This window comes from Delftia sp. DT-2 (genome assembly GCF_028401915.1).
Taxonomy (GTDB): domain Bacteria; phylum Pseudomonadota; class Gammaproteobacteria; order Burkholderiales; family Burkholderiaceae_C; genus Comamonas; species Comamonas tsuruhatensis.
Map to the genome: position 1 here is coordinate 91,476 of NZ_JAQOTI010000017.1, position 26,953 is coordinate 118,428.

24 protein-coding genes and 1 riboswitch are annotated in these 26,953 nt (G+C 64.0%); of the genes, 8 read left to right on the top strand and 16 right to left on the bottom strand.

The window, feature by feature from the left end; genetic code table 11:
* The first annotated feature begins 52 nt into the window (after positions 1-52).
* The gene (locus tag PO605_RS25880; protein WP_012205544.1) at positions 53-421 is read left to right on the top strand and encodes an antibiotic biosynthesis monooxygenase family protein; all 369 of its coding nucleotides are present in this window, start codon (positions 53-55) and stop codon (positions 419-421) included.
* Between the two features lie 212 nt (positions 422-633).
* Here PO605_RS25880 and PO605_RS25885 read toward each other — a convergent pair whose 3' ends face one another.
* From PO605_RS25885 to PO605_RS25900, 4 genes are all read right to left on the bottom strand, one after another.
* Complete coding sequence (locus tag PO605_RS25885) at positions 634-975, bottom strand: H-NS histone family protein (RefSeq protein ID WP_047470876.1); 342 nt, start codon at positions 973-975, stop codon at positions 634-636.
* Between the two features lie 258 nt (positions 976-1,233).
* Positions 1,234-1,743: a hypothetical protein gene (locus PO605_RS25890; protein WP_047470874.1), complete on the bottom strand. Its 510-nt coding sequence runs from the start codon at positions 1,741-1,743 to the stop codon at positions 1,234-1,236.
* A 366-nt stretch (positions 1,744-2,109) separates the two neighbouring features.
* Positions 2,110-3,045, bottom strand: coding sequence for a GIY-YIG nuclease family protein (locus PO605_RS25895; RefSeq protein ID WP_052195773.1), 936 nt, complete (start codon positions 3,043-3,045; stop codon positions 2,110-2,112).
* A gap of 212 nt (positions 3,046-3,257) precedes the next feature.
* Positions 3,258-3,728, bottom strand: a complete 471-nt coding sequence (locus PO605_RS25900; protein ID WP_231574385.1) for a hypothetical protein — start codon at positions 3,726-3,728, stop codon at positions 3,258-3,260.
* 326 nt (positions 3,729-4,054) lie between these two features.
* Here PO605_RS25900 and PO605_RS25905 point away from each other — a divergent pair, with 326 nt between their 5' ends.
* A complete protein-coding gene (locus tag PO605_RS25905) occupies positions 4,055-4,375 on the top strand; it encodes a heavy metal-binding domain-containing protein (protein WP_012205554.1) in 321 nt (106 codons plus the stop codon).
* Between the two features lie 32 nt (positions 4,376-4,407).
* On the opposite strand, the gene PO605_RS25910 is transcribed toward PO605_RS25905, so the two are convergent.
* Positions 4,408-5,346, bottom strand: coding sequence for an ABC transporter substrate-binding protein (locus PO605_RS25910; RefSeq protein WP_047470870.1), 939 nt, complete (start codon positions 5,344-5,346; stop codon positions 4,408-4,410).
* Positions 5,347-5,350: 4 nt separating this feature from the next.
* Positions 5,351-7,234 (bottom strand): TonB-dependent receptor domain-containing protein, encoded by a 1,884-nt coding sequence (locus PO605_RS25915; RefSeq protein WP_272207095.1) that lies wholly within the window; start codon positions 7,232-7,234, stop codon positions 5,351-5,353.
* A gap of 70 nt (positions 7,235-7,304) precedes the next feature.
* Positions 7,305-7,530: riboswitch (cobalamin riboswitch) on the bottom strand.
* A gap of 96 nt (positions 7,531-7,626) precedes the next feature.
* Between PO605_RS25915 and PO605_RS25920 the strand changes: the two genes are divergently transcribed.
* Together PO605_RS25920 and PO605_RS25925 are read left to right on the top strand one after the other, a co-directional pair.
* Positions 7,627-8,016, top strand: coding sequence for a hypothetical protein (locus tag PO605_RS25920; RefSeq protein ID WP_047474025.1), 390 nt, complete (start codon positions 7,627-7,629; stop codon positions 8,014-8,016).
* Between the two features lie 111 nt (positions 8,017-8,127).
* The gene (locus PO605_RS25925) at positions 8,128-8,319 is read left to right on the top strand and encodes a helix-turn-helix transcriptional regulator (protein ID WP_012205558.1); all 192 of its coding nucleotides are present in this window, start codon (positions 8,128-8,130) and stop codon (positions 8,317-8,319) included.
* A gap of 9 nt (positions 8,320-8,328) precedes the next feature.
* On the opposite strand, the gene PO605_RS25930 is transcribed toward PO605_RS25925, so the two are convergent.
* Positions 8,329-9,135 carry a sulfite exporter TauE/SafE family protein gene (locus tag PO605_RS25930; RefSeq protein WP_272207096.1) on the bottom strand — a complete coding sequence of 269 codons (807 nt, stop codon included), beginning with the start codon at positions 9,133-9,135 and terminating at the stop codon, positions 8,329-8,331.
* Between the two features lie 128 nt (positions 9,136-9,263).
* Here PO605_RS25930 and PO605_RS25935 point away from each other — a divergent pair, with 128 nt between their 5' ends.
* Positions 9,264-10,031, top strand: coding sequence for an AraC family transcriptional regulator (locus PO605_RS25935; RefSeq protein ID WP_016453448.1), 768 nt, complete (start codon positions 9,264-9,266; stop codon positions 10,029-10,031).
* On the opposite strand, the gene PO605_RS25940 is transcribed toward PO605_RS25935, so the two are convergent.
* A complete protein-coding gene (locus PO605_RS25940) occupies positions 10,028-11,239 on the bottom strand; it encodes an MFS transporter (protein ID WP_047470029.1) in 1,212 nt (403 codons plus the stop codon). The genes PO605_RS25935 and PO605_RS25940 overlap by 4 nt on opposite strands.
* 76 nt (positions 11,240-11,315) lie before the next feature.
* Here PO605_RS25940 and PO605_RS25945 point away from each other — a divergent pair, with 76 nt between their 5' ends.
* Both PO605_RS25945 and PO605_RS25950 read left to right on the top strand, forming a co-directional pair.
* Entirely contained in the window at positions 11,316-11,765 is a 450-nt protein-coding gene (locus PO605_RS25945; RefSeq protein WP_047470032.1) for a winged helix-turn-helix transcriptional regulator, read from the top strand.
* Positions 11,766-11,768: 3 nt separating this feature from the next.
* Positions 11,769-12,260 (top strand): rod shape-determining protein, encoded by a 492-nt coding sequence (locus tag PO605_RS25950; RefSeq protein WP_272207097.1) that lies wholly within the window; start codon positions 11,769-11,771, stop codon positions 12,258-12,260.
* An 81-nt stretch (positions 12,261-12,341) separates the two neighbouring features.
* On the opposite strand, the gene PO605_RS25955 is transcribed toward PO605_RS25950, so the two are convergent.
* The 8 genes from PO605_RS25955 to PO605_RS25990 all read right to left on the bottom strand — a co-directional run bounded on the left by PO605_RS25955 (position 12,342) and on the right by PO605_RS25990 (position 23,347).
* Entirely contained in the window at positions 12,342-14,336 is a 1,995-nt protein-coding gene (locus tag PO605_RS25955; protein ID WP_047470035.1) for a TonB-dependent receptor domain-containing protein, read from the bottom strand.
* A gap of 311 nt (positions 14,337-14,647) precedes the next feature.
* Positions 14,648-16,108: a D-serine/D-alanine/glycine transporter gene (gene cycA, locus PO605_RS25960; RefSeq protein WP_016453443.1), complete on the bottom strand. Its 1,461-nt coding sequence runs from the start codon at positions 16,106-16,108 to the stop codon at positions 14,648-14,650.
* Between the two features lie 216 nt (positions 16,109-16,324).
* Positions 16,325-16,735 (bottom strand): polyhydroxyalkanoate granule-associated phasin, encoded by a 411-nt coding sequence (locus PO605_RS25965; RefSeq protein WP_046986239.1) that lies wholly within the window; start codon positions 16,733-16,735, stop codon positions 16,325-16,327.
* A 123-nt stretch (positions 16,736-16,858) separates the two neighbouring features.
* On the bottom strand, positions 16,859-17,950 hold the full coding sequence (locus PO605_RS25970; RefSeq protein ID WP_047470039.1) for an MBL fold metallo-hydrolase: 1,092 nt from the start codon (positions 17,948-17,950) through the stop codon (positions 16,859-16,861).
* Positions 17,951-18,119: 169 nt separating this feature from the next.
* Positions 18,120-19,730, bottom strand: coding sequence for a DHA2 family efflux MFS transporter permease subunit (locus PO605_RS25975; RefSeq protein ID WP_016453441.1), 1,611 nt, complete (start codon positions 19,728-19,730; stop codon positions 18,120-18,122).
* 45 nt (positions 19,731-19,775) lie between these two features.
* Entirely contained in the window at positions 19,776-21,131 is a 1,356-nt protein-coding gene (locus PO605_RS25980) for an HlyD family secretion protein (RefSeq protein ID WP_016453440.1), read from the bottom strand.
* 132 nt (positions 21,132-21,263) lie between these two features.
* On the bottom strand, positions 21,264-22,739 hold the full coding sequence (locus PO605_RS25985) for an efflux transporter outer membrane subunit (RefSeq protein WP_272207098.1): 1,476 nt from the start codon (positions 22,737-22,739) through the stop codon (positions 21,264-21,266).
* Between the two features lie 71 nt (positions 22,740-22,810).
* The gene (locus tag PO605_RS25990) at positions 22,811-23,347 is read right to left on the bottom strand and encodes a MarR family winged helix-turn-helix transcriptional regulator (RefSeq protein WP_043791990.1); all 537 of its coding nucleotides are present in this window, start codon (positions 23,345-23,347) and stop codon (positions 22,811-22,813) included.
* Between the two features lie 787 nt (positions 23,348-24,134).
* On the opposite strand from PO605_RS25990, the gene PO605_RS25995 reads away from it, so the two are divergent.
* A partial coding sequence (locus tag PO605_RS25995; protein WP_272207101.1) for a DUF6531 domain-containing protein occupies positions 24,135-26,953 on the top strand: 2,819 nt, incomplete at its 3' end.

Here is a 26,953-nt window from a genome sequence, read left to right on the forward strand (position 1 = left end):
GCCGCGCTGCGCGGCGCCGGAATCTCTGTTCCCGAAAAAAGGAGAGTTGAAGATGGTTGTCGTACTGTTCGAACTGCAGGCCTTGCCCGGCCAGAACCAGACCTATGTGGACCTGGTCAACAAGCTCACCCCCATGCTCAAGCCCATGGAGGGGTTCATCTCCGTGGAATGCTTCCAGAGCACGCTCAACCCCGAGAAAGTCATGTCCGTCACCACCTGGCGCGACGAGGAAGCCGTTGTCCAGTGGCGCAACGTGGAAGCCCACCTCAGCGCCCAGCGCGCCGGCCGCGACAAGATCTTCAAGGACTACCGCGTGCGCGTCACCCAGGTGCTGCGCGACTATGGCCTGAATGACCGCGCGCAGGCGCCCGCGGACAGCATCATGGGCAAGGCAGGCAGCTGCCCCGTCAGCCACGCCTGAGGGCTGGCGGTGCCGCAAAGGCCCGGCTGGTACCTCTACCGGAGCGCGATGCACGCCATCGAAAGATGCCGGCAGTGACTACGCTGCCGGCACCAGGCCGGAAAAAAAGCCCGCTGAATGCTCAGAGGGCTTTTTTTCGGAAGGCACAGATCCTTCGCATCGGAACTACACCGCACCGCACGGCATCCTGCGTGCCGCCTTGTGCAGCGCTTTCAGTTGCGAGCTGCTGCTGCCGCCATTTCGGCGAGGAACGGGCCTTGGGCCGCCTCGGGTTTGCGTTCGATGAGGAAGTCGTCGCGATCCTGGTCCTTGATCCAGTTCGGAGGCTTGCCGCGACCTGTCCACGTTGCTCCTGTAGACGGATCGCGATACTTCGCCGGTGCGCTGGTTTTTGCTGGGATGTAGGGGAACACTTGCTGCTGGGTGAATCCGAAATCGGTCACCAGCTTCTGGACCTTGGACAGGGCAGCTTCGGCCGCCGAGGTGCGTGCCTTGGCAATTTCCATGTCCAGCGCGGCCTTGGCCGCAAGGAGTTCTTTGAGGGACTGTGTCATAGGGAGGCGAAAATTTTGAAGCCAGATTATGGGGCTGTTCGGGCAGCCATGCCTGGTGTCCGGATCATGCAGGCTGATGAAAGGACGACAGCCCGCCTGAGGGTGCTGCCGAGCCGGGTGACCGCAGGCCTGGGCAAGAAAGCCGGTCTTGTCCTCATCCGTGATCGCGCGCACCGTGCGGAACGGCCTCAGCGATCACGTCAGGTGGAACGTCCCGCATCACTAGGCCGCCAGAACCGCTGATGAATTCTTTTGGTGTCAGGGCACATCATGCAGGCGAGAAATGGCGGGGTTGTAGGATTTCTTGAAATCTTCTTCGGACTCAACGTTCCTCCAAAGGTCGGTGATATATCGGAATTCATCCAAAAAAGGCTTTTCGAATGCGGGTATGTCGGTGGCATATTCGCAGTTGCGTGCCAATTGGAAAAGCCATTGGGCCTGGCCGAAATCATAATAAAGGCGCCAGATTATTGGCTCCAGTGATATGGCTGTCTCGGCGCCGGTATTCAGCGCATCGAACATCTCCACCAGGATTTTTCCCGACACCAGTCCATCAGTCACCGATCCAAGATAGCGTTCAATGATTGTCATCGTCAGGGGAACGGCCTCCTCCTCACGCGTTGCCGCAGCAAGCATGACTACATCCAGATCATCTTCCTCCTCGTCTCTTTTGAGACGATCGATGCCCCAATCCACGTAGCTGGTCCAGGACGCCGCCCCACAGCGGACCAGGAAACTCAGCTTCTGTAGTGCCTTTATTTCGTTCATGAGTCAATCTGTTTTGAATATGGAGTGATTTTAAATGCAATCGCAATTGCGCGGTCGCCGTCCAATGTCACATCGGATTCCTCGTCATCTCGTGAGTTGCAATGGAATTTCGCAATTGGAGGCAACGGATTTATCTATTTTGATTTGGCAAATTTCAATGTATGAGCCATGTGAGGCGCTTGCAAAATCGAAGCAGAAACCCAAGCGATGCCATCAGTATTGCCGCCATAAATACAGGCAGGGCCATGAGACTGAGTCCACTGTGTCCGCTGCCATCTTCAAAAAATAGCTTTAGCGCAAGTAGAAAGAGGGTCCCTGCGATCCAAAAGAGCAAGCAGTAGGAAAACCGCAGGATCTCAAGCCTTTTCATGTATTCCCCTTGCTCGTCTGCTTGTGGCTGGCAACAGCATTGTTGTCAGATGTCAGAAAAGCGGCTCCGTGCATCGCCCCGTTGCGGTTCATCCCGAATCGGCGACTGCCTAACGCGACCTTCCAATAGTTCTCCCGGGCTTCCGCCGCCGACTTTTCTATGCCAAGAGGCAGCGCCTCCAGCAAGGTGAATCGGAACTCGCTGTCACAACCCGGTGCTTCATGAAGTCGCCGGCTCAACTCCAGGTTGTCGCCATGCCCGGTGCTGGCATAGTCACGCCAACGCTGCCAAACGCCACAAGCGCCGCTGGCAGAGCCAACATACTGCTGGCCTGTGAATTCATCCGTTATCAGATAGATGCCGCAGACATTGCCAAGTGCCTGCTGCCAAGCCACATCCTGCATTGCAAGCCTCAGTTCCGCCATGATCAGGCTGGTGCTGCTCAGGGCCCTGAAGGGCACCGGAGGCTCGGAGGTTAGCGCAATGGGATAGTTGTTCTCCTGGCGAAGGACCCGGCGCCAGCTCACGGCGGGCTCGCCCCAACGGATCTCCAGTTTGAGCCGCAGATCCGCCATCACATCGATTTCGTCCAGCTCGTGATACCAGTGGCCTGCTCGCTCGTCATGCAGATCGAAACTTCCTTGCAAGCGTCCTGCATCAATGGCCTGCATTGCAGGCATGACCTCCTTCACCCGCCAGATACCGAGCAGCAACGCATGGCCTGGCCGGTGCCCAAAGAAGCCAATCACCAACGAGCCGACTGGATGCTTGTGGTCTTGACGAGACTGATAGAGCGTCAGAGCGCGTGTGCCCACATAGCGTTGTACCGGATAGTCTCCTGCCGTGTGGCGCATGAGCGTGACCTGTTGGGCGGCAGGGTCAAGCGAATGGAAGGCAAGCAGTTGGTAAAGCTGAGTGGCAGGGAGGTTCATAGCTGGAGCTGATCTGGGGCGATGGCGATGCTGGGCAAAATAGCACGGCTGGCCTCTCAGGGCGAAGCCATGTGCAGTCATATATTGCTCATGCTCGACAGCGCGTCCTGTCCTTCTCCGTGATCGCCTGCACTGCCGGGCACCGCACGCCACGCTTGCAGCAATCACGCCAGATGGAATATCCCGCGTTGCACCGGCCTGGCGAAGCAGCCCTAAGCTTTCAAGCTGCGAACGAATTCGCTGCCCACCTCGACTCCTAGAAGAGGGTCCACGGCCGCTACCCGCTTCAGCGCTTCGTCGATGCTGAAGCCATTTCCTTCCAGCACGGCCGATGCGTCGCTGTGCAGGGCATAGGCCAGGTGTGCTGCGATCCGTACGCTCGGATCTGCGTCCACGTTGCTTCCCAGATATCCGCCCAGAAGAAGCCGGATCTCATATACGGCTTTCGCAAGGATTTTCTCCTCAGTCAGCTGTTTCATCACGCCCCTTTGCCTTATCGCCCCCACAACTGCCTCCATCGCCTCAATCTGCGCATTGATAAAGGCAAGCAGCTCATTGGAATCGACAACCTCCATGGGATTGCTGGGGTAAGCGCCAATCAACAAGCTGGAGATGAGTCCCCATTGTTCTCGCACACGGTTCAGTTGGTTGAACTCATCTTCCGACATCTGAAAGTACAACATGGCGACTCCTTAGCGAAATGGCTTGGAGCCGGGCGCGGAGAAAGGGTAAGAAGCGATGTACAGATCAGAGAGCTGTGGCGCAGTGGAAATTGAGATGGGGAAGGGCTTTGAAACGCCCGCAAAGAAAATAGCCATAAGGCCTCCAAGCATTTTTCCAACACTGCTTTCGGGAGCGGCTTACCGGCTAGCAAGAAGTGTGTTCAGCACTTTGCGCGAGATGATACCCCAGGCCTATGGCAGACTGCCCTGGTTCAGTTCTTCCTTGAACCGATCGCCGGCCGGCTTGGCGCTCAAGGCTTATCTCCGTCACTCACCGAGGATTTCTCATGATCATCACCACCACTCCCCAGATCGAAGGCCGCCGCATCACCCGCTACTGCGGCGTGGTCGCGGGCGAGGCAATTTTGGGCGCCAATGTGTTCAAGGACTTGTTCGCCGGGCTGCGCGACATCGTGGGTGGGCGCTCGGCCACGTATGAGCGCGAGCTGCAGCGGGCGCGCGAGATTGCGCTCAAGGAGCTGGAGGAACGCGCCCAGGAACTGGGCGCGAATGCCGTGGTGGGGGTGGACCTGGATTACGAGGTGCTGGGCCAGGGCAACGGCATGTTGATGGTGTCTGCCAGCGGCACGGCGGTGGTGCTGGAGTAGGCAGGGCCGTTGGTCAATTTGGGCCGAGGAAGTCAACGCGGCGCTGCGCCTGGCATCTCCAGGCAGCGGCCCAGCGCCCGCGCGGCCTCGCCCAGGCGCGGGCCGGGGCGGGAGACCACGTCCGTCTCGACCAGGTCCAGCGCGCAGATGCGGCCGGAGCGCACGGCGGGCATGCGGCTCCAGCCGGGGCGGGTGGCAAAGCTGGCCGATGGCGTCTGCGGCGTGTGGATGATGAGTTCGGGCTGCTGGCGCAGCACGTATTCAGGCGTGATGCGCGGAAAGGGCCCTAGGTTGGGCGGCAGCACGTTGCGCGCGCCCAGGCGCTGCAGCAGCTGGCCTATGAAGGAGTCCGGCCCCGCCGCATAAGGCGTGGCGTCCACTTCGAAATACACCTTCTGTCCTGCGGGCGCGTGCGCAGCCAGCGCCTTGGCCTGCTGGTCCACCTCGGCCTGCATGCGCGCCAGCAGGGCGTTGGCGCGCTGCACGTGCAGCAGCTGGTCGAGCTTGTGCAGCACCTGCTCCAGCTGCGCCATGTCGTTGGCGTCCAGTGCCAGCACCGGAATGCCGAAGCGCTCCAGCTGCGCGATGACGGGTGCGGAATACGCCATCAGCACCACGTCGGGCTTGAGCCGCACGGTGGCTTCGACCAGCGGGGCAAAGGTGTGGCCCAGCTTGGGCAGCGCGGCCACGCGCGCCGGGTGGTTGGAGAACTCGTCCACGCCCACGATGCGCTCGCAGGCGTCCAGCGCGCACAGCGATTCGGTCAGCGAGGGCAGCAGGGAGACGATGCGCTGCGGTACGCGCGCCAGCCGCACCTCACGGCCGCGCATGTCGGTGACGGTGTAGGGCGCGGGTGTGCTCCCCTGGGGCACATCCACCGCCTTTTGCGCGACGGCGTTGCTGGCGCCGCCCGCGCAGGCCAGGGCGGCGATCAGCAGCAGAAGGCGGGACGGGCGCAGAAGCAGGTGCATGGGGTCAGGGCAGAGGTGTCCAGCGCACGGTGACGAAGACCGTTCGGCCGGCGTTCGCATAGCCGCGCGTGGGGGCGTAGTCGCGGTCAGCGATGTTGTTGACGCGTGCCAGCAGCGTCCACTGCCTGGTCAGCTGGCGCTGGGCGTAGAGATTGACCACGCCGTATCCGCCCAGCTTGAAGGTGTTCGCCTCGTCGGCGTAGCGGCCGCTGTACAGCTGCGCTTCGCCGCCCAGCGTCCAGCCGGCTGCCTGGGTGTCGGCATTGAGCTTGAGCATGCGCTTGGAGCGGTAGGGCAAAAGCTTGCCGGTCTCCAGGTTCTCGGGGTTCATGAGGTCCAGCGAGGCGCCCAGGTTGGTGCTGCCCAGGCGCGTGCCGCCCGACAGCGTCAGGCCGGTGATCTCCACGCTTTGCCAGTTGCGGTAGCAGTTGCAGGGAAGGGCGCTGTTCCAGTCGTAGGTGATGAGGTTCTTGAACTTGTTGCGGTAGACCACGGCCGAGAGGCGGTTGGCACCGGCCGCATAGTGCAGGCCGGTTTCCACGTTGGTGCTGCTTTCGGGCTTGAGGTCGGCCGCCGCCTGGCCCGTGAAGCGTTCGTACAGCGTGGGGGTTCTGAAGGCCGTGCCGGCCGATGCCACCCAGCGCCAGCGCTGGTCGATCTGCAGGCCGTAGCCCAGGCCGCCCGTGGTCTTGTTCTGCTGGTCGCGCACCTGGTCGTGGCGCAGGTTGGCGTCGAACTGGTGGCGGCCCTCGGTCAGGCGCCAGCCGGCCGACAGGGAGTTCTGCACGCGCCGGCTGTCGGTGTTCTGCGTCCAGGCGTATTGCGTGTCCAGCTTGTCCTCGCGGCGCTCCAGGTCGATGTTGAAACGGTGCTGGCCCAGCGTGAACAGGTTCTGCAGCAGGTAGTTGGTGGAGCGGCCCTTGGCGCTTTCGGGCGACTGGGTGTGGCGGTCGCTTTGGCTGTCGGTATGGGAGATCTGGACCACGCTTTTGTACATGGCGTTCCAGCCGGCCTGCCAGCGCAGGCTGCCGGTGGTGTTCTTGACCACGTCGTAGTCGTCGAACGGCGGCGGGCTCTGGTCGTAGTGGGTGCGCAGGCGGCTGTGCAGCAGGCTGGCGTCGATCTGGTGGATGCCCGTTTTGTAGCCCGCGTTCAGGCCCAGCGAGGTGTTGCTGTAGCCATCCTTGTCCGGGTTGGGCGAGAAGGTGTTGCCGGGGTAGACGTCGAAGCCGTCGCTGCGCTCGTCCGCCAGGTTCAGGCCATAGGTGAAGCCGTTGGCTCCGCCCTGGAATCCTGTGGCCAGCTTGCTGGTGCCCTGGTTGCCTATGCCGGCCTCGGCATAGGCGCGGGTCTGGCCGTCAGCCCGCTTGGTGAAGATCTGGATCACGCCGCCCATGGCGTCTGAGCCATAGATGGCTGCGGCCGGGCCGCGCAGCACTTCGATGCGCTCGATCTGCGCCAGCGGCAGGGTGGACCAGACCGCTCCGCCCTGCAGCTCCTGCGAGCTGTAGCGCACGCCGTCGACGAACACGGCCGTGTGCTGGTTGCTGGTGCCGCGCAGGTAGACCGAGGTGACCTGGCCCGGCCCGCCATTGCGGTTGATCTGCACGCCCGGCACCTGCACCAGCAGGTCGGCCACGCCGGTGGCGCCACTGCGGGCAATGGTCTCGGCATCGATCACGGTCATGTCGGCCGTGACCGTGCGCAGCGGCTGCTCGCTGCGCGAGGCGGTGACGACCACGGTGTCCAGCTGCGAGGACTGGGTTTGCGCCTGGGCCTGGCAGGCCAGCAGCGAGGCCAGGGCCAGGGCGGACATCCGAGGTGCGGAGAAAGCCGGAGGCGAGCGAAGGGCGGCGCCGTAGGCGCGCGCGAAGGCGAGGGTGTGCATGGATGCGGACCAGTTGCGCGCCAGCGACCCCGCCGGCACGGAAACCACAAAGACCGGCTGCGCTGCATGCGCGGCCGGCCGCCTGTTGGCCGGTATCCAGACTGGTGACGCACTCGCCAAGGCCTTCCCGGGCTGTACGCCCAGTGGCACGGGTTTGGCGGGGGCCGGTGCCATGCACGCGGCGTTTCACTCACTGTTGCGGGGGCAGTACATGCGGGCGGCTTGATCTGGCCGCCCCATGTTTCCCGTTTAACCGCAGCCCCTGGGGCTGCTGGCACCAACGGCGGCGATTGTACGGCGGGGCGTCCGGCAGGCATGTAAAGCTTGCTTGACATGTCTTTGACGGGCATCGCACAATGTCAAGCATCCTTTACACATGCCGAGATCCATCCATGAATCGAACCCTTGCCACCAACCGCCGCTATCAGAAGGAACTGGGATTTGCGCTGCTGCTGTACTCGGCGCTGCTTGTCGGGGCGCTTGTGCTGAGTGCCGACATGGAGGCGGGTGCCCTGCGCACGGCGCTGCTGCTCAGCCCCATGCTGGCGTTTGCGCTGGCTGTACGGGCCATCGTGCGGCTGGTGCGCGATACCGACGAGTTCCTGCGCAAGTCCATGCTGGAGCAACTGGCGATTGCTGCGGCGGGTACGGCGGGCATCACCTTCACCTATGGATTCCTGGAAGTGGCAGGTTTTCCCAAGCTCAGCATGTTCATGGTGTGGCCCTTGATGGGTGCGCTCTGGGTGGCTGCCTCGGTGGCTCACTGGCTGCGCAGCCGATGAGCTGTTCCGCCAAAGTGCCCCTCCCATGAAAAATGACCCCCGCGCTCCCCTTGCTGTGCAAGGTCCGCTGGCCCCCGAGGGGGTGCCTTTTCATCTTGGGGCGGCCCGGCGATGAAAAACACCATCCGTGAACTGCGCGCCCAGCGCGGCTGGAGCCAGGCTGCGCTGGCGGACCTGCTGGGCGTGTCGCGCCAGACCGTGAACGCGATCGAGACGGGCCGCTACGACCCCAGCCTGCCGCTGGCATTCGCCATTGCCCGGGTGTTCGAGACCCGGATCGAGGCGATCTTCCAGGAGGGTTGAGCGCAGCGCTCAGGCCACGATCATGACCAGCAGCACCAGGCCCAGCAGGGCCAGGTAGGCCTTGGCATGCAGGGCATCGGGAATGCGGCCGATCAGCGGGGCGGCCAGCCTGATGCCCGTCCATGAACCGGTCGTCAGCAGGGCAAAGGCCTGCAGGTCCACGTAGCCCACATGCCAGGCCCCCAGACCCGCGCCGTGCGATGCCAGCATGTAGGCCGCGGTGCCCGCCACGGCCATGGGCAGGGAAAGCGGGCTGGCCATGGCCGTGGCGGCCGCCATGCTGGCGCCGCGCCGGCGCATCAGCGGCACGGTCATCACGCTGCCGCCCACGCCCAGGAAGGCCGCGATCGCACCAATGGCCAGGCCCGCCGTGGCCGCCGCCTGCCGGCCCATTGGTTGCATGCCGGCGGCGGTGCCGTGCACGAAGCCCGGGCGCAGCAGCGCGTCGGCGATGGTCAGGGCCAGGTAGGCGATGAAGGCCCAGCGCACCCATTCCCCGCTGATCCAGGTGGCGGCCGCCGCGCCCGCCACGGCACCGGCCGCGATGAAGCCAGCCAGTGGCCGCACCTGATCCCAGGGCAGGGCGCCCGCGCGGTGCTGGCGCAGCGTGGCCATGGAGGCGCCAAAAATCATCACGCAGGTGGAGGTGGCCACGGCAATGTGCATGGCAGCCTGGCCAACGGCGGAGTCCGCGCCGTGGATGGAGGTCAGCAGCGCATAAAGCAGCGGAACGGCCACGAAGCCGCCGCCAAAGCCGAAGAGCACGGTGGTCACGCCGGCAAGCACACCGAAAGCCAGCAGCAGGAGAGGGAACACAGACAGTCCTTTGGAAAAAACGAGCAAGGACTGAACCTTAGGATGCCGCGGTTTGGCCTGCTTTCGCGGATGGGTCAATAATCCTTGAATTCCTGCCAAAGCCTGTTGGCTGTTTTCCAGACATTCCCATGCTCAACATCCCGCTGCATTCCGTGGACGCCGTGGCGCGCGATGTGCTGGCCATCGGCACCGACTACACGCCTGGCACGCTGCTGCCCACGCACAGCCACCGGCGTGCCCAGTTTCTCTACGGGATGAGCGGGCTGATGGAGGTGGAAACCGACGACGGTGCCTGGACCATCCCGCCCTACAGCGGCGTGTGGATTCCGGCCAGCAAGCCGCACAGCGTGCGCATGCAGGGCGTGAGCACGCGCAGCCTGTACATCGAACCGGCTGCTGCGCCCCGCCCGGGTGTGCACTGCGAGGCCCTGGTCGTCACCCCGCTGCTGCACCAGCTGCTGCTGTCCTGCGCCGACCTGCCAGCGCTGTACGACGAAGCAGGCCGCGACGGCGCCCTGGTCACGCTGGTGCTGCACGAGCTGGCCTCGGCCCGCAGCCTGCCGCTGTTCGCGCCCATTCCCCGCGACGAAAAGCTGGCCGCCCTGTGCAAGCAGTTCCTGGCCCAGCCCAGCATCCGCGCCACGCCCCAGGTTTGGGCACAGGCGCTGAACAAGAGCCTGCGCACCTTCAGCCGGTTTTTCCAGCAGCACACAGGCATGGCCTTTGGCGCCTGGCGCCAGCAGGCCTGCCTGCTGGCAGCGGTGTCGCGGCTGTCTGCGGGCGCCTCGGTCACGCAGGTGGCGCTGGATTTGGGCTATGACAGCCCCAGCGCGTTTTCCACCATGTTCCGCAAGGCGCTGGGGCGGGTGCCTTCGGAGCTGGTGAGTCGGGTCTAGGCGGGAACGCTGGCCTGGGCAGCCGTTTCCCGCGTCATGGCCCAGAACACCAGGGCCGCCAAGCTGAACGCCGCCCCCGCCACGCAGACGCCGTGCCAGCCAAACCGCGCGTAGGCGTTGGTGGCAATCAGCGCGCCCAGCCCGCTGCCCACGGCATAGAACAGCATGTACAGCCCCACCAGCCGGCTGTGGGCCTGCGGGTTGCTGCGAAAGATCAGGCTCTGGTTGGTCACATGCAGGGCCTGGCCGCCCAGGTCCAGCAGCACGATGCCGGCGACCAGCGCCCACAGCGACTGCTCCAGCAATGCCAGCGGCGCCCAGGCCAGCAGCAGGATCACCAGCGCGCCCAGGCTGGTGCGCTGCGCAAAACCCTGGTCGGCCCAGTGCCCGGCACGGGCTGCGGCCAGTGCGCCGACCACACCGGCCAGGCCAAAGGCGCCAATGGCCGTGAGTGACAGGCTGTAGGGCGGCGCACTCAGGGGCAGGACCAGGGCACTCCAGAAGATGTTGAAGGTGGCAAACATCAGCAGGGCCAGCATGCCGCGTGTGCGCAGCATGCGGTCCTGGCGCAGCAGCTGGAGCATGGAGGCGAGCAGCTGCGTGTAGCTGGGTGCATGCAAGGGCGCCGCCAGCCGGGGCAGTTGCCGCCACAGGGGCCAGGCCAGGGCCAGCATCAGCAGGGCCGAGCAGGCATAGACGCCGCGCCAGCCGGCCAGGTCACCCACGGCGCCGGCAAACACGCGCGCCAAAAGCAGGCCGATGAAAACCCCGCCCTGGGCCGCGCCTACCACGCGCCCGCGCTCATGCGCCTGGCTGGCGCTGGCCGCATAGGCGATCAGCCCCTGCGTCATGGCCGTGCCCAGCAGGCCCACGGCCAGCATGCCCGCCAGCAGCAGAACGGCCGAACGCGCGGTGCTGACGGCCGCCAGGGCCAGCACCAGGCCCAGCAACTGCAAAAGCATGAGCCGCCGCCGCTCCAGCCGGTCGCCCAGCGGCACCAGCAGCAGCAGCGCCAGCGCGCAACCGGCCTGCGTGGCGGTGACCACGCCGCCCACGGCCGCATGGCTGATGCCGAAGTCGGCCGCCAGCGCCTCCAGCAGCGGCTGGGCGTAGTAGACATTGGCCACGCTCAGGCCGCTGGCAGCGGCGAACAGCAGCACCAGGCTGCGCGGCATGCGGACCGTGTCCGGGGCAGGGAAGGCGTTCATGGGTTGAATCCAGTTGCAAAACAAAACTGTTTGAATGCTAGTTGAACCAGTTTTGAAATGCAACCAAAATGACGCCATGAAAGAAGACATCCGTCCTGACACACCACAGCCCTGTCCGGTGGCCCGCTCCCTGGATGTGATCGGCGACCGCTGGTCGCTGCTCATCGTGCGCGATGCCTTTGACGGCATCAGCCGCTTTGGCGATTTCCAGCGCAGCCTGGGCGCGGCCCGCAATATCCTGGCCGACCGGCTGCGCCGGCTGGTGGAGGCCGGCATCCTCGAAACCCGCCCGGCCGCCGAAGGCTCGGCCTACCTGGAATATGTGCTGACGGCCCGGGGGCTGGACCTGTTCCCCGTCATCGTGGCCTTGCGGCAATGGGGCGAAGGCCATCTGTTCGCGCCGGGCGAGGCACATTCGCTGCTGCTGGATCGCCACAGCGGCCTGCCTGTCGAGCCCATGCTGCCGCGCGACGGGGATGGCCGGGCCTTGCTGCCGGGCCAGACCGTGGTTCAGAAAATCGATTGATGGATGTCCATGCTCTCTGCCTTCCTGCCACTCATCTACGTACAGATTTCTCCCGAGCGCCTGACGCTGAAGGATCCAAAGACCGGGCAGACCATCTCGGAGGTTCCCGAGCTGGCTCTGAGTCCGCCGCCCCGGCGCCGGATTCTGGCGGCCGGCCCGCAGGCCAGGCTCGCGGCTGCATCGGAGCCTGCGGAAGTCGTCAATCCGTTCGCGCATCCGCGCTCGCTGATATCGGACTTCGTGCTGGCCGAGCACCTGCTCAAGTACCAGCTCAGGCGCATGCAAGCCGGGGGCTGGCTGGCGGCCTCCCCGCACATCGTCATCCATCCGCTGGGCGACCCCGAGGGCGGATTCACCCAGGTGGAACTGAGGGCCTTGCGCGAGCTGGGCAGCGCGGCCGGGGCCTCGAAGGTGAATGTCTGGACAGGCCGGCCCTTGACAGACGAGGAATTGCTGACGCGCAAGCCCCCTGCGCAGGGCGGTGTCTGGGAGTGAGGCTTTGCTCTTCGCCATGAAAAAAGCGCCCGTCACAACGGGCGCTTTGTCTGGGTCAGCGCAAGGGCTGGTGACAGGCCATCAGAACCTGGCCGTCATCCCCACGAAGTAGGTACGGCCGCCGTTGTCGTAGTTGGCGCCGATGGTGCGGGTTTCCTTGTCGGTCAGGTTGATGATGCCGGCGCGCAGGGTCATCGAGTCGGTGACGTTGTAGTTCATGGACACGTCGAACGTCGTGTAGGCCTTGGCGAAGGTGGTGGCCGTGCCCGTGGTCACGACTTCCTTGCCCACGTGGCGGGCGCTGAACATGGCGGACCAGCCCTGGCGGATCTGCCACTGCAGCGACGAGTAGATGGACAGCTCGGGCACGGCCAGCAGCGAGGCGCCGGTGCTCAGGTTCTTGGACTCGAACATCTTGGTGATATTGGTGTTCCAGGTCAGGCCCTTGGCCAGGGGAACGTTCACGAAGCCTTCCAGGCCGCGCGTGCGGGCACGCTGGGCGTTGGCCATGCGGGTCCACCAGAAGCCGTTGTACAAGCCCAGCGGCTGGTAGTCGATCTTGTTCTTGAAGTTGGTGTGGAAGTACGTGGCGCCCAGGGCCCAGCCATTGCGGTCCCAGCTGGTGCCCAGCTCGAAGTTGGTGCTGGTCTCGGGCTGCAGGTCGGGGTTGCCGGCCATGTAGCAGCCGCGCGTGCCGTCGGCGTTGACGCTGGTGCTGGTCCAGCCCATGCCGGCCAGGCTGCGGCAGCCGTTGCCCCCGGATTGCGTGGCGGCGCTGGCCGAGTTTTCCTTCAGGTTGGGCGCACGGAAGCCGCGCGAGACGCCGCCGCGCACTGTCCACTCCGATGCCGGGTGGTAGACCAGGTAGGCGCGCGGGCTCCAGTTGTTGCCGTATTTCTGGTGGTGGTCCATGCGCAGGCCCAGCGTCAGCGCCAGGTTCTCGCGCAGGAAGATCTGGTCCTCGCCGAACAGCGCCCAGGTGGTGGCGCTCAGGCCCGAGCCCGAGACCGGGCGCCCCGCGTAGTCGATGGGAGCCAGGCCGATGGTGTCGCGGTTGTCCAGCGACTCGCGGCGCCACTGCATGCCCAGCGTCATGGCCTGGTCCAGGCCCCACAGCTTCAACGGCTTGTCGATGCGGCCGTCCAGCGTGGTTTCCTTGGAGTTGTTGCCGATGGTGTCGCCCTTGTCCTCGTACTTGTTGTGCACGAGGTCGAGCTTGGAGGTCATGTCGCCCCAGCGGCCATCGTGGCTGAGGCCGAACTTGGTCTGCTCCAGCTTGCTCAGGCCCCATTGCGATACCACGGGGCGTCCATTCACCAACCGATCGGAGCCCGTGGCGCGCTGGATGCCTTGCGCGGCCTCGATGCCGATCACCTGGTCGGGCGTGAGCTGCCAGTTGAGCAGGGCGTTGAGGTTTTGCTTGCGCGAGCCGGCCGTGGACTGGTAGGTGCCCGGGAAGCCGCCCGTGCCCTCGTCGGCAGCGCGGTCCGTGTAGTTGCCGCCCAGGCGCAGGCCGAACTTGTCGGACAGCGGGCCGCTGATGTTGAAGCCCAGCTGGCGCGTGTCGCCGCGGTCGCCGTCGGAGGGCTTGCTGTAGTTCAGCGTGGTCGAGCCGCTCCAGCGCTTGCCGATCTTGCGCGTGATGATGTTGATCACGCCGCCCATGGCGTCGGAGCCGTACAGCGAGGACATGGGGCCGCGCACGACCTCGATGCGCTCGATCATCTCGGGCGAGATCCAGTCCAGGTCCTGCGAGCCCAGGTCGTCACGGTAGTTGATGCCGGCCGAGTTGCCCTGGCGCTTGCCGTCCACCAGGATCAGCGTGTACTTCTCGGGCAGGCCGCGCAGCTTGATCTTGGACTGGGCGCCCGTGCCCGACAGACCGCCGGTCACGCCGGGAATGGTGGACAGCAGCTCGCCGATGCTGGTGACGGGCTTGCGCTCGATGTCTTCCCGCGTGATCACGCTGATGCTGGCCGGCGCCTCCTTGATGTCCACGGCCGTGCCCGAGGCGGTCACCACCACGGTGGACAGGGACGTGTCGGCCTTGCTGTCGGCCGTCTGGGCATGGGCCATGGCTGTGCATGCCAGGGCGACGCAAAGAGGAAGCGGGCGGAGCACCGAGATTCTGACCATCTTTGTAAAGTTCCGTATGGGTTAAAAATCAAGGCGCGAATGATAACGATTTGTATCTACATCTTTCTCTTCACGTAAAGACAGTTGTTTTTTGTTCACGCGTTATCTAATCGCTGGACACGCCTGAGGCGTTGTGCACAAGTCTGGTGCACAAAAATGACGGGGGTCGGCAGGGCGCTGAGAGGGAGCACGGGGTGCGGCGCCTCCGTGCAAAGGCCGCCCCGGAGCGCAGGGGGCGGCCAGAAACCACGTCAGCGCGGCTTGGCCACGGCGCCCGGCAGGGCGCTGGAAGGCTCAGCGCAGCTGCCCGAGGGTTGGCTCGATGCCCGGCGACGCACGAACTGGTAGGCAATGGCCAGCAGGGCAAACCAGGCCGGCGTCACCACCAGCGCCTGGCGCGTGTCGGCCTGCAGGGTGAGCAGGCCCAGGATGGCCGCAAAGAACGCCAGGCAGGCCCAGCACATGGCCACGCCGCCCGGCATCTTGTAGCGCGAAGCCTCATGCAGGGCCGCGCGCTGGCGCCGGTAGGCCATGTACGACAGCAGGATCAGCGACCACACGAACATGAACAGGATGGCCGATACCGTGGTCACCAGCGTGAAGGCCTCCACCAGATCGGGCACCACCCACATCAGGAAGGCGCCGGCCAGCAGGCAGGTGCAGGAAAACAGCAGCCCGCGCGAGGGCACGCTGCTGCGCGACAGCCGGTGGAAGGACTTGGGCGCATCGCCCTTGAGCGCCAGGCCGTAGAGCATGCGGCTGGTGGAGAACACACCGCTGTTGGCCGACGAGGCGGCCGAGGTCAGTACCACGAAATTGATCACGCCCGCGGCGGCCGGCAGGCCTGCGAGCACGAACAGCTCCACGAACGGGCTCTTGCCCGGCACCACGTCGCGCCAGGGGGTGACGGCCATGATGGCGATCAGGGCCAGCACGTAGAACACGATGATGCGCACGGGAATCGAATTGATGGCGCGCGGCAGCGTGCGCTCGGGGTCCTTGGCCTCGGCGGCCGTGGTGCCCACCAGCTCGATGCCCACGAAGGCGAACACGGCGATCTGGAAGCCCGCGAAAAAGCCCATCATCCCGTTGGGGAACATGCCGCCGTCGTTCCAGAGGTTGGACAGGCTGGCCGCACGCCCCGCAGGCGAGACGAAGGCGGCCCCCACCATGTACAGCCCCGTTGCCACCAGGGCCACGATGGCCACGATCTTGATCATGGCGAACCAGAACTCGATCTCGCCGAACAGCTTCACCGTCAGCAGGTTCAGGCCCAGCAGCAGGCCCACGCAGGCAATGGCCGGGGCCCACTGGGGCAGGCCGGGGAACCAGAACTGCGAGTAGGCCGAGATGGCGATCACGTCGGCAATGCCCGTGACGATCCAGCAGAACCAGTACGTCCAGCCCGTGAAGAAGCCCGCCCAGGGCCCCAGCAGATCGGCCGAGAAATCGATGAAGGATCGGTACTGCAGGTTGGACAGCAGCAGCTCGCCCATGGCCCGCATCACGAAGAACAGCATCACGCCGATGATGGCGTAGACGAAGACGATGGACGGACCCGCCAGGCTGATGGTCTTGCCCGAGCCCATGAACAGGCCCGTGCCGATGGCACCGCCGATGGCGATGAGCTGGATGTGGCGGTTGGTGAGATTGCGCTGCAGGTCGTCTTGACCGTGCAGGCCCTGGCCGGTTGGCGGGGCCTTGTGTGTCATCAGAGAACTCCGGGGAAGACTGGCAAAGCGATGGCAGAAAGGGGGAAATCCGCCTGCCGCGGCCGTGTTTTCAGTCTCTGCATGGAGTCCATGCCTGGAAATGCGGCAGCGCAGCAAAACGGAACGAAGGCCGCGAGGATACCTGAACCTCGCCCCCGCATCAGCCCTGCCGCGCCGTGCCGCTCCAGTCAATGAAGCGGGTTTGATATGGGTGGATCAGCCGCGCGCCAGGCGCCGGGCGTTGGCCACTGCAGTGCGGTGCACGGGCGCCATGCCCTTGCCCACCACGCCCCACATGGCGTTGTTCCATTGCGAGGCCTGCGATGCCAGTGCGCCCCCATTCCAGGTGGAGGCGCTCCAGGGCATCCACCACATGCGCATCCAGGCCTGCATCAGGGCCTGGCTGGCGACCATGGACTGCAGGCCCATGGCGGCCCAGGATTGGTGGAAGGCTGTCTGTTTCTCGGACACCATGCGCGTGAATTCGCGCCGGTCCCGTGCGGAGGGATTGGCCCCGGCCAGCGCCATGCGGGTGAGCCTGTGCGCCACCACCTGCGGCGCGGCAATGGCCAGATCGGTGGCCTGACGGGCCACCGAAGCGGCCTTGGAAGATTTGCGGTTTGCCATGTGCGCTCCTGAAGCTCTGGATCCATTTGCCGGATCTACCTGCCAGATCCACTTGCCGGTTCCACTTTAGCCAGATGCATGCCGGCCCGCGTAGGCCGATGACGCAATGCAGCAAAAACGCGTTTATCGCGGCTGGGGTCGGGGTGCCGGCGCGGCTCCGTCCTGCGTGACCTCAGATACCAGGGCGCGCCACCAGCGCTCGCCTGCATGGGGGGCGGCCAGGTCCACGCGCTCGCCCATCATGGGCGTGGCCACGGCAATGCCGTGCTCGGCGCCCAGGGCCAGCACGCGCTCGAAGGGGTCCCACCAGGCATGCATGGCCAGGCTGAAGGTGCCGTTGTGAATGGGCAGCAGCCAGCGTCCGCCCAGGTCGCGGTGGGCCTGCACGGTCTGGGCCGGGTGCATGTGGACATAGGGCCAGTGCGGGTCGTAGGCGCCGGTCTCCATCAGCGTGAGGTCGAAGGGGCCGAAGCGCCGGCCGATTTCCGCAAAGCCGTCGAAATAGCCGCCGTCGCCGCTGAAGAAGACACGCAGCGTGTCGGCGCTTGCCAGGTCCTCGATGACCCAGGACGCCCACAGCGTGCGGTTGCCGTCGCGCAGGCCCCGGCCCGAGAAATGCTGGGCCGGCGTGGCCGTGAAGCGCAGGCCGTCCACCTGCACGTCCTGCCACCAGTCGAACTGGCGCACCTTCTCGGGGGCCACGCCCCAGGCCATGAGCCGGTCGCCCACGCCCAGCGTGCACAGGAAGAAGTCGACCCGGGGCGCCAGGGCGCGGATGGTGGCACGGTCCAGATGGTCGTAGTGGTCGTGCGAGAGCACCACGCCGCGCAGCGCGGGCAGTTCATGCAGGGCGATGGGCGGCGCATGAAAGCGCTTGGGGCCGATGAAGGAAAAGGGCGAGGCGCGCTCGGCAAACACCGGGTCGGTGATCCACCAGCCGCCGCGCAGTTTCATCAGCAGCGTGGAGTGGCCCAGGCGGTACAGGCTGCGCTCGGGCGCGGCGGCCAGGTCGGCCGGGGTGAGCCGCTGCACGGGCAGGGGCGCCGCAGGCTCGGTGTCCTTGGGCTTGTTGAAGAAGAAGTCCCACATCACCTTGGCGTCGGGCTGGGGGGCATTGGCCGGGCGGGGATGGATGTTGCGAAAGCGCCCGGCCGACGATTGGGGCGATTGGGAGTAGTCGGCAATCGGGGCGCGGAAGATGCGGATTGTTTTCACGGTGCTCCGTCGGTGTTCAGGCCGCCGCCATCATGGAACCGATGGCGCAGCCCTGTCGAGATGGTGGTCTTGGCGGCCCCGTTCAAGGCGCCTTGCGTGTCGTCATGTAAACAAAAAAGGAGCTGCCCCTGCAGGCAGCTCCTTGTGGTGATGGCCCGGAGGCTGGTCATCAATGGGCGCCGGCCGCCTCGGCACCGCCGGCATGGCCCGCGGGGCGCCTGGTCATCCAGATCAGCACGATCAGCACCAGGAACAGCACGGACGACGCCAGGAAGATGTCGTCGGCGGCGCGCGTGTAGGCCTGCTGGTCTACCAGCCGGTTGATCTGGGCCAGCGCCTGCGCCTGGCTCAGGCCTGCGGCCTGCAGCCCCTGCAGGGTGACGCCGAACACGCCCTGGCCCTGGACCAGCCCTTCTGTCAGATGGGCGTGGTGCAGCGCGGCGCGGTTTTCCCACAGCGTGGTGGCGATGGAGGTGCCCATGGCGCCCGCCGTGATCCGCACGAAGTTGCTCAGGCCGGCGGCGGCCGGGATACGGTCCGGCGAAATGCCCGACAGCGTGATCGTGGTCAGCGGAATGAAGAAGAAGGCCATGGCCGCGCCCTGGATCAGCGTGGGCACCAGGATGTGCATGAAGTCCGTCTCCACCGTGAAGCGCGAGCGCATCCACAGCACCAGGGCGAACACGATGAAGGCGCCCGTGGCCATCCTGCGCGGGTCCCACTGCGTGACCTTGCGTCCCACCAGCGGTGTCAGGATGATGGCGAAGATGCCTACCGGCGCCAGTGCCATGCCGGCCGTGGTGGAGGTGTAGCCCATCCACTGCTGCAGCCACAGGGGCAGCAGCACCACGTTGCCGAAGAACAGGCCGTAGGCAATCGACAGCGCCACTGTGCCGGCCGCGAAATTGCGGCGCATGAACAGGCGCAGGTCCACCACCGGGTGCGCATCCGTCAGCTCCCAGACCAGGAAGACCACGAAGCTCACGATGGCCAGCACGCACAGCGTGATGATCTCGCCCGAGGCGAACCAGTCCAGCTCCTTGCCCTTGTCCAGCATCAGCTGCAGCGCGCCCACCCACAGCACCAGCAGGGCCAGGCCCACGGAGTCGATGGGCAGCTTGCGCGTGGGGGTCTCGCGGCTGCGGTAGATGCTCCAGGTCATCAGGGCCGACAGCAGGCCCACCGGCACATTGATATAGAAGATCCAGGGCCAGGAGATGTTGTCCGTGATCCAGCCGCCCAGCAGCGGGCCGACCACGGGGGCCACCAGGGTGGTCATTCCCCACAGCGCCAGGGCCACCCCGGCCTTGGCCGGGGGATAGCTGGACAGCAGCAGCGTCTGCGACAGCGGGATCATGGGGCCGGCAACCAGGCCCTGGAGCACGCGGAACAGCACCAGCGTCTCCAGCGACGAGGCAAAGCCGCACAGCCAGGACGTCAGCACGAACAGCAGCACGCTCATGGTGAACAGGCGCACGGCGCCGAAGCGCTGGGTGAGCCAGCCCGTGAGCGGCACCGAGATGGCGTTGGCCACGCCAAAGCTGGTGATCACCCAGGTGCCCTGGCTGGGGCTGACGCCCACGTCGCCGGAAATCGCCGGAATGGCGACGTTGGCAATGGACGAGTCCAGCACGTTCATGAAGGTGGCCAGCGACAGGGCCAGCGTACCCAGGGCCAGCTGGGCGCCCTTGAGCGGGACCGGCCGTGCAGGCATGGCCGGCGGCGCCGAGGGGGCGACCGGCGGCGCCGGCTCCGGCACGGCGGTGGTAGAGGAAGTCATAGGCAGTCCGCGTAGGTTCTGGGAAGGCGGGGGAGCGATGCCTGCTTACCTGGACTGCATGGCCTGCGCGTCAACCGGCGCGGAGGCCACGGCGGCTGGCGCCTTGCCCTGGGCCCTGTCCTGCACCTCGGCCATGGCCACGGGCGGCAGCTCGGGCAACTGCTTGAGCGGTGCCACGTTCTGGCCCGCCACGATGTGGGCAATGCGCTCCTCGGCCTGCGGCAGCGCCATGTCGTAGACAGAGGTCTGGGCCACGGGTGCGTTGCGCGTGGTCGTTGCCAGCACCTCGCCCTGCTGGTCTCGCACGTCCACCTTGACTTCCATGGACAGGCCCACGCGCAGCGGGTGCTGTGCCAGGTCTTCCGGCGCCAGCGCAATGCGCACGGGCACGCGCTGCACCACCTTGATCCAGTTGCCGGTGGCGTTCTGCGCGGGCAGCAGCGAGAAGGCCGCGCCGGTTCCTGCGCCCATGCCCACCACGGTGCCGTGGTAGCTGATCTTGTCGCCGTAGACATCGGCCGTCAGCTCGGTCTTCTGGCCTATGCGCAGCTGGGCCAGCTGGCTTTCCTTGAAGTTGGCATCCACCCAGAGGTTGTGCAGGCCCACCACCGTCATCAGCGGCGCGCCCGAGGCCACGCGCTGGCCCAACTGCACGCCGCGCTTGGCCACATAGCCTTCCACGGGCGAGACCAGGCGCGTGCGCTGCAGCGCAAGATAGGCTTCGCGCACCTTGGCGGAGGCGGCGATCACGCTGGGGTGCTCTTCGGCGCTGCTGCCCTTGGTCTGGGCTTCGGCAGCCGTCAGCTGCGCCTTGGCGGCGCGCACGGCGGCTTCGGCTGCCGAGGCGGCATTGCCGGCCGTGCGGGCCAGGGACTGGGCGTGGTCGAACTCCTCCTTGCCCACGGCGCCCGTGGCCAGCAGCGGGCGGCGGCGCTCCACATCCTCGCGGGCGCGGGCGGCATCGGCCTGCAGGCGGGCCAGATCGGCCTCGCGCTGGGCCACCTGGGCGACCAGGGGGGCATTGTTGGCGTACAGCGTGCGCACCTGGCGCACGGTCTGGGCCAGCTGCGACTCGGCCTGGGACAGGGCGACCAGGGCATCGGCCGAGTCCAGCTGCACCAGCAGCTGGCCGGGCTTGACGTAGTCGGTGTCGTCGGCGCCGATGCTGATCACCGTGCCGCCGACCTGCGGCGTGATCTGCACCACGTTGCCCGCCACATAGGCGTTGTCCGTGGTCTGGTAGTTGCGCGCCACCATCCAGTGCCAGCCGCCCCAGGCGACGGCGGCCACCGCGACGGCGGCGGCCACGATGGTCAGGCCCTTGCGGCGGCCCTGCGGGTTGGCCACGGGCGAGGCTGCGGCAGCGGGTGCATTGGATGCTTGCTTGTTGGTATCGGTCATGGTGTTCGGCGCTTTGTTATCTGTGAATGTGGTTGTGCGGCCGGGGCAGGGGGCTGGCGGTCTGTCACGCTGGCTGGCGGTCTGCCCGGTGGAGGGTCAAGAGTGCGGTGGATTCCTGTGCGGGTTGCGATCTCAGTGCTGGCTGACCTGCACGGCATCCGTGCCATCGGTCCAGCCGCCGCCCAGGGCCTTCATCAGCGACACGCGCGTGTCCAGCGCGCGGGCGCGCAGGTCCACGTCCAGGCGGCGCTGGGTGATCACCTGGGTCTCGGTGTTGAGCACCGTCACCTGGCTGGCCAGGCCGGCCTTGTAGCGCTGCACTGCAAAGTCGTAGGCGCGTTCGGCCTTCTCCAGCGACTCGGCCTGCAGCTGCTGTTGGCGCACCAGCGATTGCACGGACGTGATGGCGTCACCCGCTTCCTTGACCGCATCGAGCACCACGCCGTTGTACTGGGCAATGGCGGTGTCCAGGTCGGCCTGCGTGCCGCGCAACTGGGCGCGCAGGCGCTTGCCGTCGAACAGGGGCAGGCGCAGCGCGGGCGTCACGCCCATCTGGCGCGAGCTGCCCTTGAACAGGTTGTCCAGCCCGACGGCGTTGAGGCCGATGAAGGCCGTCAGGTTGATATCGGGGTAGAAATCCGCCCGCGCGCTCTCTATGCCCTGCGTTGCGGACTCCACGCGCCAGCGTGCGGCCACCACGTCGGGGCGGCGGCCCAGCAGGTCTGCGCCCAACTGGCCGGGCATGGCCTGGATCTGCAGCGCGGCCAGACGGGGCGCCAGCTGCAGCTGCGCCTCGGGCGCCTGGCCGCAGAGCACGGCGATGGTGCGGCGCGCCAGCGTGATCTGCTCGTCCAGCATCTCGATCTGGGTGCCGGCATCGGGCAGGCCGGCCTGGGCCTGGGTCAGCTCCACCTGGCTGTCCAGCCCGGCGCGCGTGCGCTGCTGGCTCAGCTCCAGCAGCGACTGGCGCTGGGTCAGCGTGCGGCCGGCCACATCCTTTTGGGCAATCAGCCGGGCCAGCGCCACATAGCTGCGCGCCACCTGGGCGGCCAACTGGTTGGCAGCGGCGGCGCTGTCGGCCTGGGCGGCACGGGCCTGGCCCAGGGCGGCCTGCAGGTCGGCCGCATGGCGGCCAAAGAAATCCGGCGTCCAGCTCAGCCCGGCCTGCAGGTTGCCGGTGTTGTAGGTATGGCCGGCAATGGGAGCAGGCACCAGGCCGTTGGCGCTGTAGTGCTGGCGCGTGGCGTCGACGCCGAGCGTGCCGCGCACATCGGTGGCCGTGCTGGTGGCCGTGGCCAGGGCGGCGGCCTTGTCGAAGCGGGCGCGGCTCATGGCCAGGCTGGGGCTGCCCTGCAGCGCCTGGGCGATCAGGCCGTCCAGCTGGGCATCGCCCAGGGACTTCCACCAATCGGCGGCGGGCAGGCTGGTATTGGCGCCTGTCTCGGACTGGGCCGTCAGACCCAGGTCGGCGGCGCCCAGCCGGGCCAGCGGCTCATGGGCCGGGCCCTGGGAAGCACAACCGGCCAGGGCCAGCGCGGCGCACAGGGTGGCCGCTGCGGCGGCCACGCGGCGGGGCGCGGCGGACACGGAAACAGAGGATTTGGGCATGGTGGTCTGCCTGTTTGGGGGTCAAGAATCAGGAAATCGGAAACCGGGGCGGAAAAAGGGGGCTGGCGCTGTCAGCCGACGGGCGTGGCAGGCGCAGGGGCCGGCGGCGCGGCTTCCGGCGCGCGCATCGCATCGCCATTGGCCAGCAGGCGGCGCAGCATGTCCAGCAGCTGGCGCGACTCGTCATGGCTGAAGCCGGCCATATGGGCATTCATCACGCTGGACAGCACCTGCGGCACCTTGGCCGCCATGGCGCGGCCTTCATCGGTCAGCACCAGCTTGACCACGCGCCGGTCCACCGTGGAGCGCTCGCGCCGCAGCATGCCCTTGGATTCGAGCCGGTCCAGCGCCCGCGTGATGGAGGCCGGATCCAGCCCCAGGTCACGTGCCATGCCGGCATTCGTGGCGTCGCTGCACAGCAGCAGCTTGTACAGCGGCAGCCACTGCACATAGGTCAGCTCATGCTCGGCCAACTGCGCATCGGCCTGCTGGAGGATGGAGCTGAGCACCTTGCGCATGAGGAACCCCACGCTCTCGAAGGGCGTGTAGCTGCCAGGGCTGTAGAAGTCCGAGGGCTGCAGGCCGTTGGGCAGGGGTGGCTGGGTCATGGTGTCTTGCAAGTGAAATGATTGACTGCGCAATGATTGTTGCGGCAATTATTGCAGAAGGCATGGACGGATGTGTGACAGGGTCGGAGAGAGGGTCTTTGGAGCCTTGTGGACGCAGCACGATGACCGGGGCAGGACTAGGAGCGCGGCCAGCCTCGGTGCCAGCTCGAACGGCCTACTGTCCGAATCCTCCTATTTGCCGAGGTGGTGCGTTGCGCAGATCCTGAAAGGGTGCCTGCTTGATGAGTACGAGTACTCGATCGCCAATGGATTCGTCAGGGTGCGACTGTTGGACACCGAAAGCGACCACTTGATTTTGCTTGTTTTGACCGGTTTTCCCGGAAAAGTCTCAATGCGCTGCCAGGCAAGCCTGCCTGCTGTTGAGCGCGGGCTGTGGGCCTGGCTTCATCGCCTACTGCATCCCGCTGGGCGGTGCTGGAAATTTGTGGAAGAAGCCTTGGGATGGCAGAGGATTCAGTGTCTATCGATTTGTTCTCACTTCCTTCTTGGACGTTCCTGATTTGATTCGGGTCACCAGTGCTGGGGCATAGCGAATTGATCAGTATTACGAATGATGTGCAACCCATTGATTTGCAATGAATTTGCTGTATGCCTGTGTTGTTGAGGGGGCATCTCTGCTAGCTGGTGTGCCAGGAATTTGGAATGCTGTCGCGATTTGAGTTGACAGCGTTCTTCTTTGTAAGAAAAATGTGATTCCGTAACGCCAAACACGGTGATGCAATGTCATTGCTGTGTGCTATGTGTATTCAAGGAATTTAACTTGATTATGGATTTCGAAAATATTGGGAGGGGTATTTTGAGAGTTTTTATAAAATTGTTCGTATTGATTGTCTCGATTATTTCAATGCCGGCTCATGCTGCGGACTATGGGAAGGCATGCATAGAAAATAAATACTCATTGATTCATGGCGTCGAGTGCAGCTTGACTCCATTATTTACTTCGCCATGGACTCATCAAGGTCCGCGTTTCGGTGGGAACTCAGTTGAAGAAGTGATGGAGCAAGAGTTCGCTTTTGTTAAAGATGAAGGCATGTGTTATTTTGAAACTGGGGTAAATCCCCCAAATTCTCATCACTATGATGGATTTATAAATTCCAAACAATTATTGGGATACAGAACTGGTGGATGGTATCAATATCAGTTTGCTAACTCAAAAGGAGAATGTCCGGGGCCACCGTATGGGGGAGGGTCATTTTATGTTAATAGTTTGAGATATGCAGACTGTTATGACAGAGTGACAGGCCCAGTGGATTGGACAGGCACATATTTTAATGATATTAGCAGCAGCGGCTGCTGGCGTGCAAATCCTGCATCTTTGCAACCACCGATGGTGGAAGAAGTTGCTCCCATGTGCACAAGAGGCGAATTTGGAATGCCTTTGGGCTCATTTCCCGGTACTGTCGGAAATCCTGTTCAAGTCGCCACAGGCAACAAGGTGGAGTATGATAAAGATTTTCAGGATCAGCGCCCCGCCTCACTGGATGTGGTACGCGTATATAACAGCGCCTGGGCCAATGGTCGTGCTGAGCATCCGCCGGTCTCTTATGGAAAAGGTTGGTCAAACAATCACGTCATCTGGCTAAAGTTTGAGCGCAACAATATTGATCCATTGAAAGGCGACAGAACAAAAGCTCTGAAAAAAGGAGATCACGAATCCGTCATCATTGCTTCTGCCGCTGGTGATCAGGCCATTTTTTACAGATTTATTCCTGGGTCTAATTTGCCTGAATCTAGTGGGAGCTACACCCCCGGCGAGTTCGTCAGTGCAATGAAGGGGCGCCAGTTCTTTCGAATTGACAATGGATGGATTTATATCAATGAGCGTGAGGTCAAGTATCAATTTGACAACAACGGCCGTTTGTCCAAAAAGACCTTGCCCAACGGAGATTATTATGAATATATATTTTCCGATCACGGGCAGCTGCTGAAAATCGGAAACAATTTCTCTAGAAGCATTGTCTTTGAGTATGACGCGACTGGACTGGTGTCTCGGATGATTCCCAGCCATGGGCATGCGGTTCAGTTCGAGGCCCAAGCAGGTCTTCTTGTGTCCGTGAAGTACAACGACGGTTCTGCCAAGGGGTATCTATACGAAGATGGAGGCATGCTCGCGGGTAAGATTGATGAGACGGGGGCAAGGGTTGGCGAATATATATACAACGACAAGAAGGTAGTTGTTTCGAGAAAAAATGCCGGGGTGGAAGAATTTCGGTTCGCTTATCACTCATCCTCTACAGCAGTCACTTCCCCGTTGGGTGAAACCGTGTATGTCGCTAATACATCCGTTCCTGGAGGGCGGGTGTATAGTTCAACGTCCACCTCACGCGTAACCATCTATCAGGATGATCCTGTCAAAAATGTTTTTTATGACAACGATGGTTTTCTGAAGGAGCACTCTGGCTACAACTGGTATTTGACTGCATATCAATGGGATAAAAAGCGAAATCTGCCTATAGAGATATCCCAGAACAAGGGTGAAAAGGTTACTCGCATCTCCTGGCATCCTGTGCTGAGAAAGCCCATCAGAATTACAGGTGATGGTTTGGTCAGGGATATGGAGTACGACAGCCGTGGCAACCTGACTCGCAGTGTTACCAGCGGAGCGGGAGACAGCAGGGCGCTTGATTGGTCATGGGATGACAGAGGCAATCTGCACTATTTCAAGGATTCCGGCAGTCTGGTGGCGTCATATACCTATGATGAAAAAGACAACCGCCTGACGGAAACAAATGCCTTGGGACATATTGACCGGTTTTCCAGCTACGATGGTTTGGGTCGTCTTCTGTCATTCGTTGGGTCGAATGGTGCGGAATACCAGTTGACGTATGATGCGAGGGGGAGACTCGCCAGCATAGGCTCTTTGGGGTTAAATACGAAATATGAATACTTTGCTAATGGTCTTGTTCAGAAAGTGGAGTATTCAAATGGATATGTACTCCGCTATCAATATGATGCTGCTCAGAGACTGACGGGGTGGTCTGACAACCGTGGCGCTTCAGGATCCTATGTCCTGGATGGCATGGGGAACCAGATTCAAGAGAAAGTTGGCACGACATCAGGTGTCGCATACGAAGTGAGTCGTACCATCAACGCGATCAACCGAGTTGCCAGCGTCACAAAGGGCGATGGTCAGAAGACAAGTTTCGGTTACGACGATAGCGGTGATTTGACGTCGATTGTGGATGGATTTGGAAAGTCTCTGAGAATAACAAGGGACAGATTCCGCAGAATCTATGCAATGGATAATCAGACTTCGGCCATGTATTTTGCATACACGCCATCAGATCTTGTTAGCCAGGTCAAGGATTTCCGGCAAGTGGCGACGGACTATGGCCGCGATGGCCTGGGCAATATGACCCAGGAAAAATCACCGGACATAGGCGCCAACTCCCTCACCTACGACCAGCGCGGTCTGGTCGCCACCGCCAAGGACGCCGCAGGCCGCACCCTCGCCGTGCAGCGCGATGCCCTGGGCCGCCCCATCCAGCTCCAGTACGGCAGCACCGCCACCTCCACGCTGCGCTACGACCTGCCCGGCACCACCTACAACGGCCCCGGTGCCCCCAAGGCCAGCACGGGCCACCT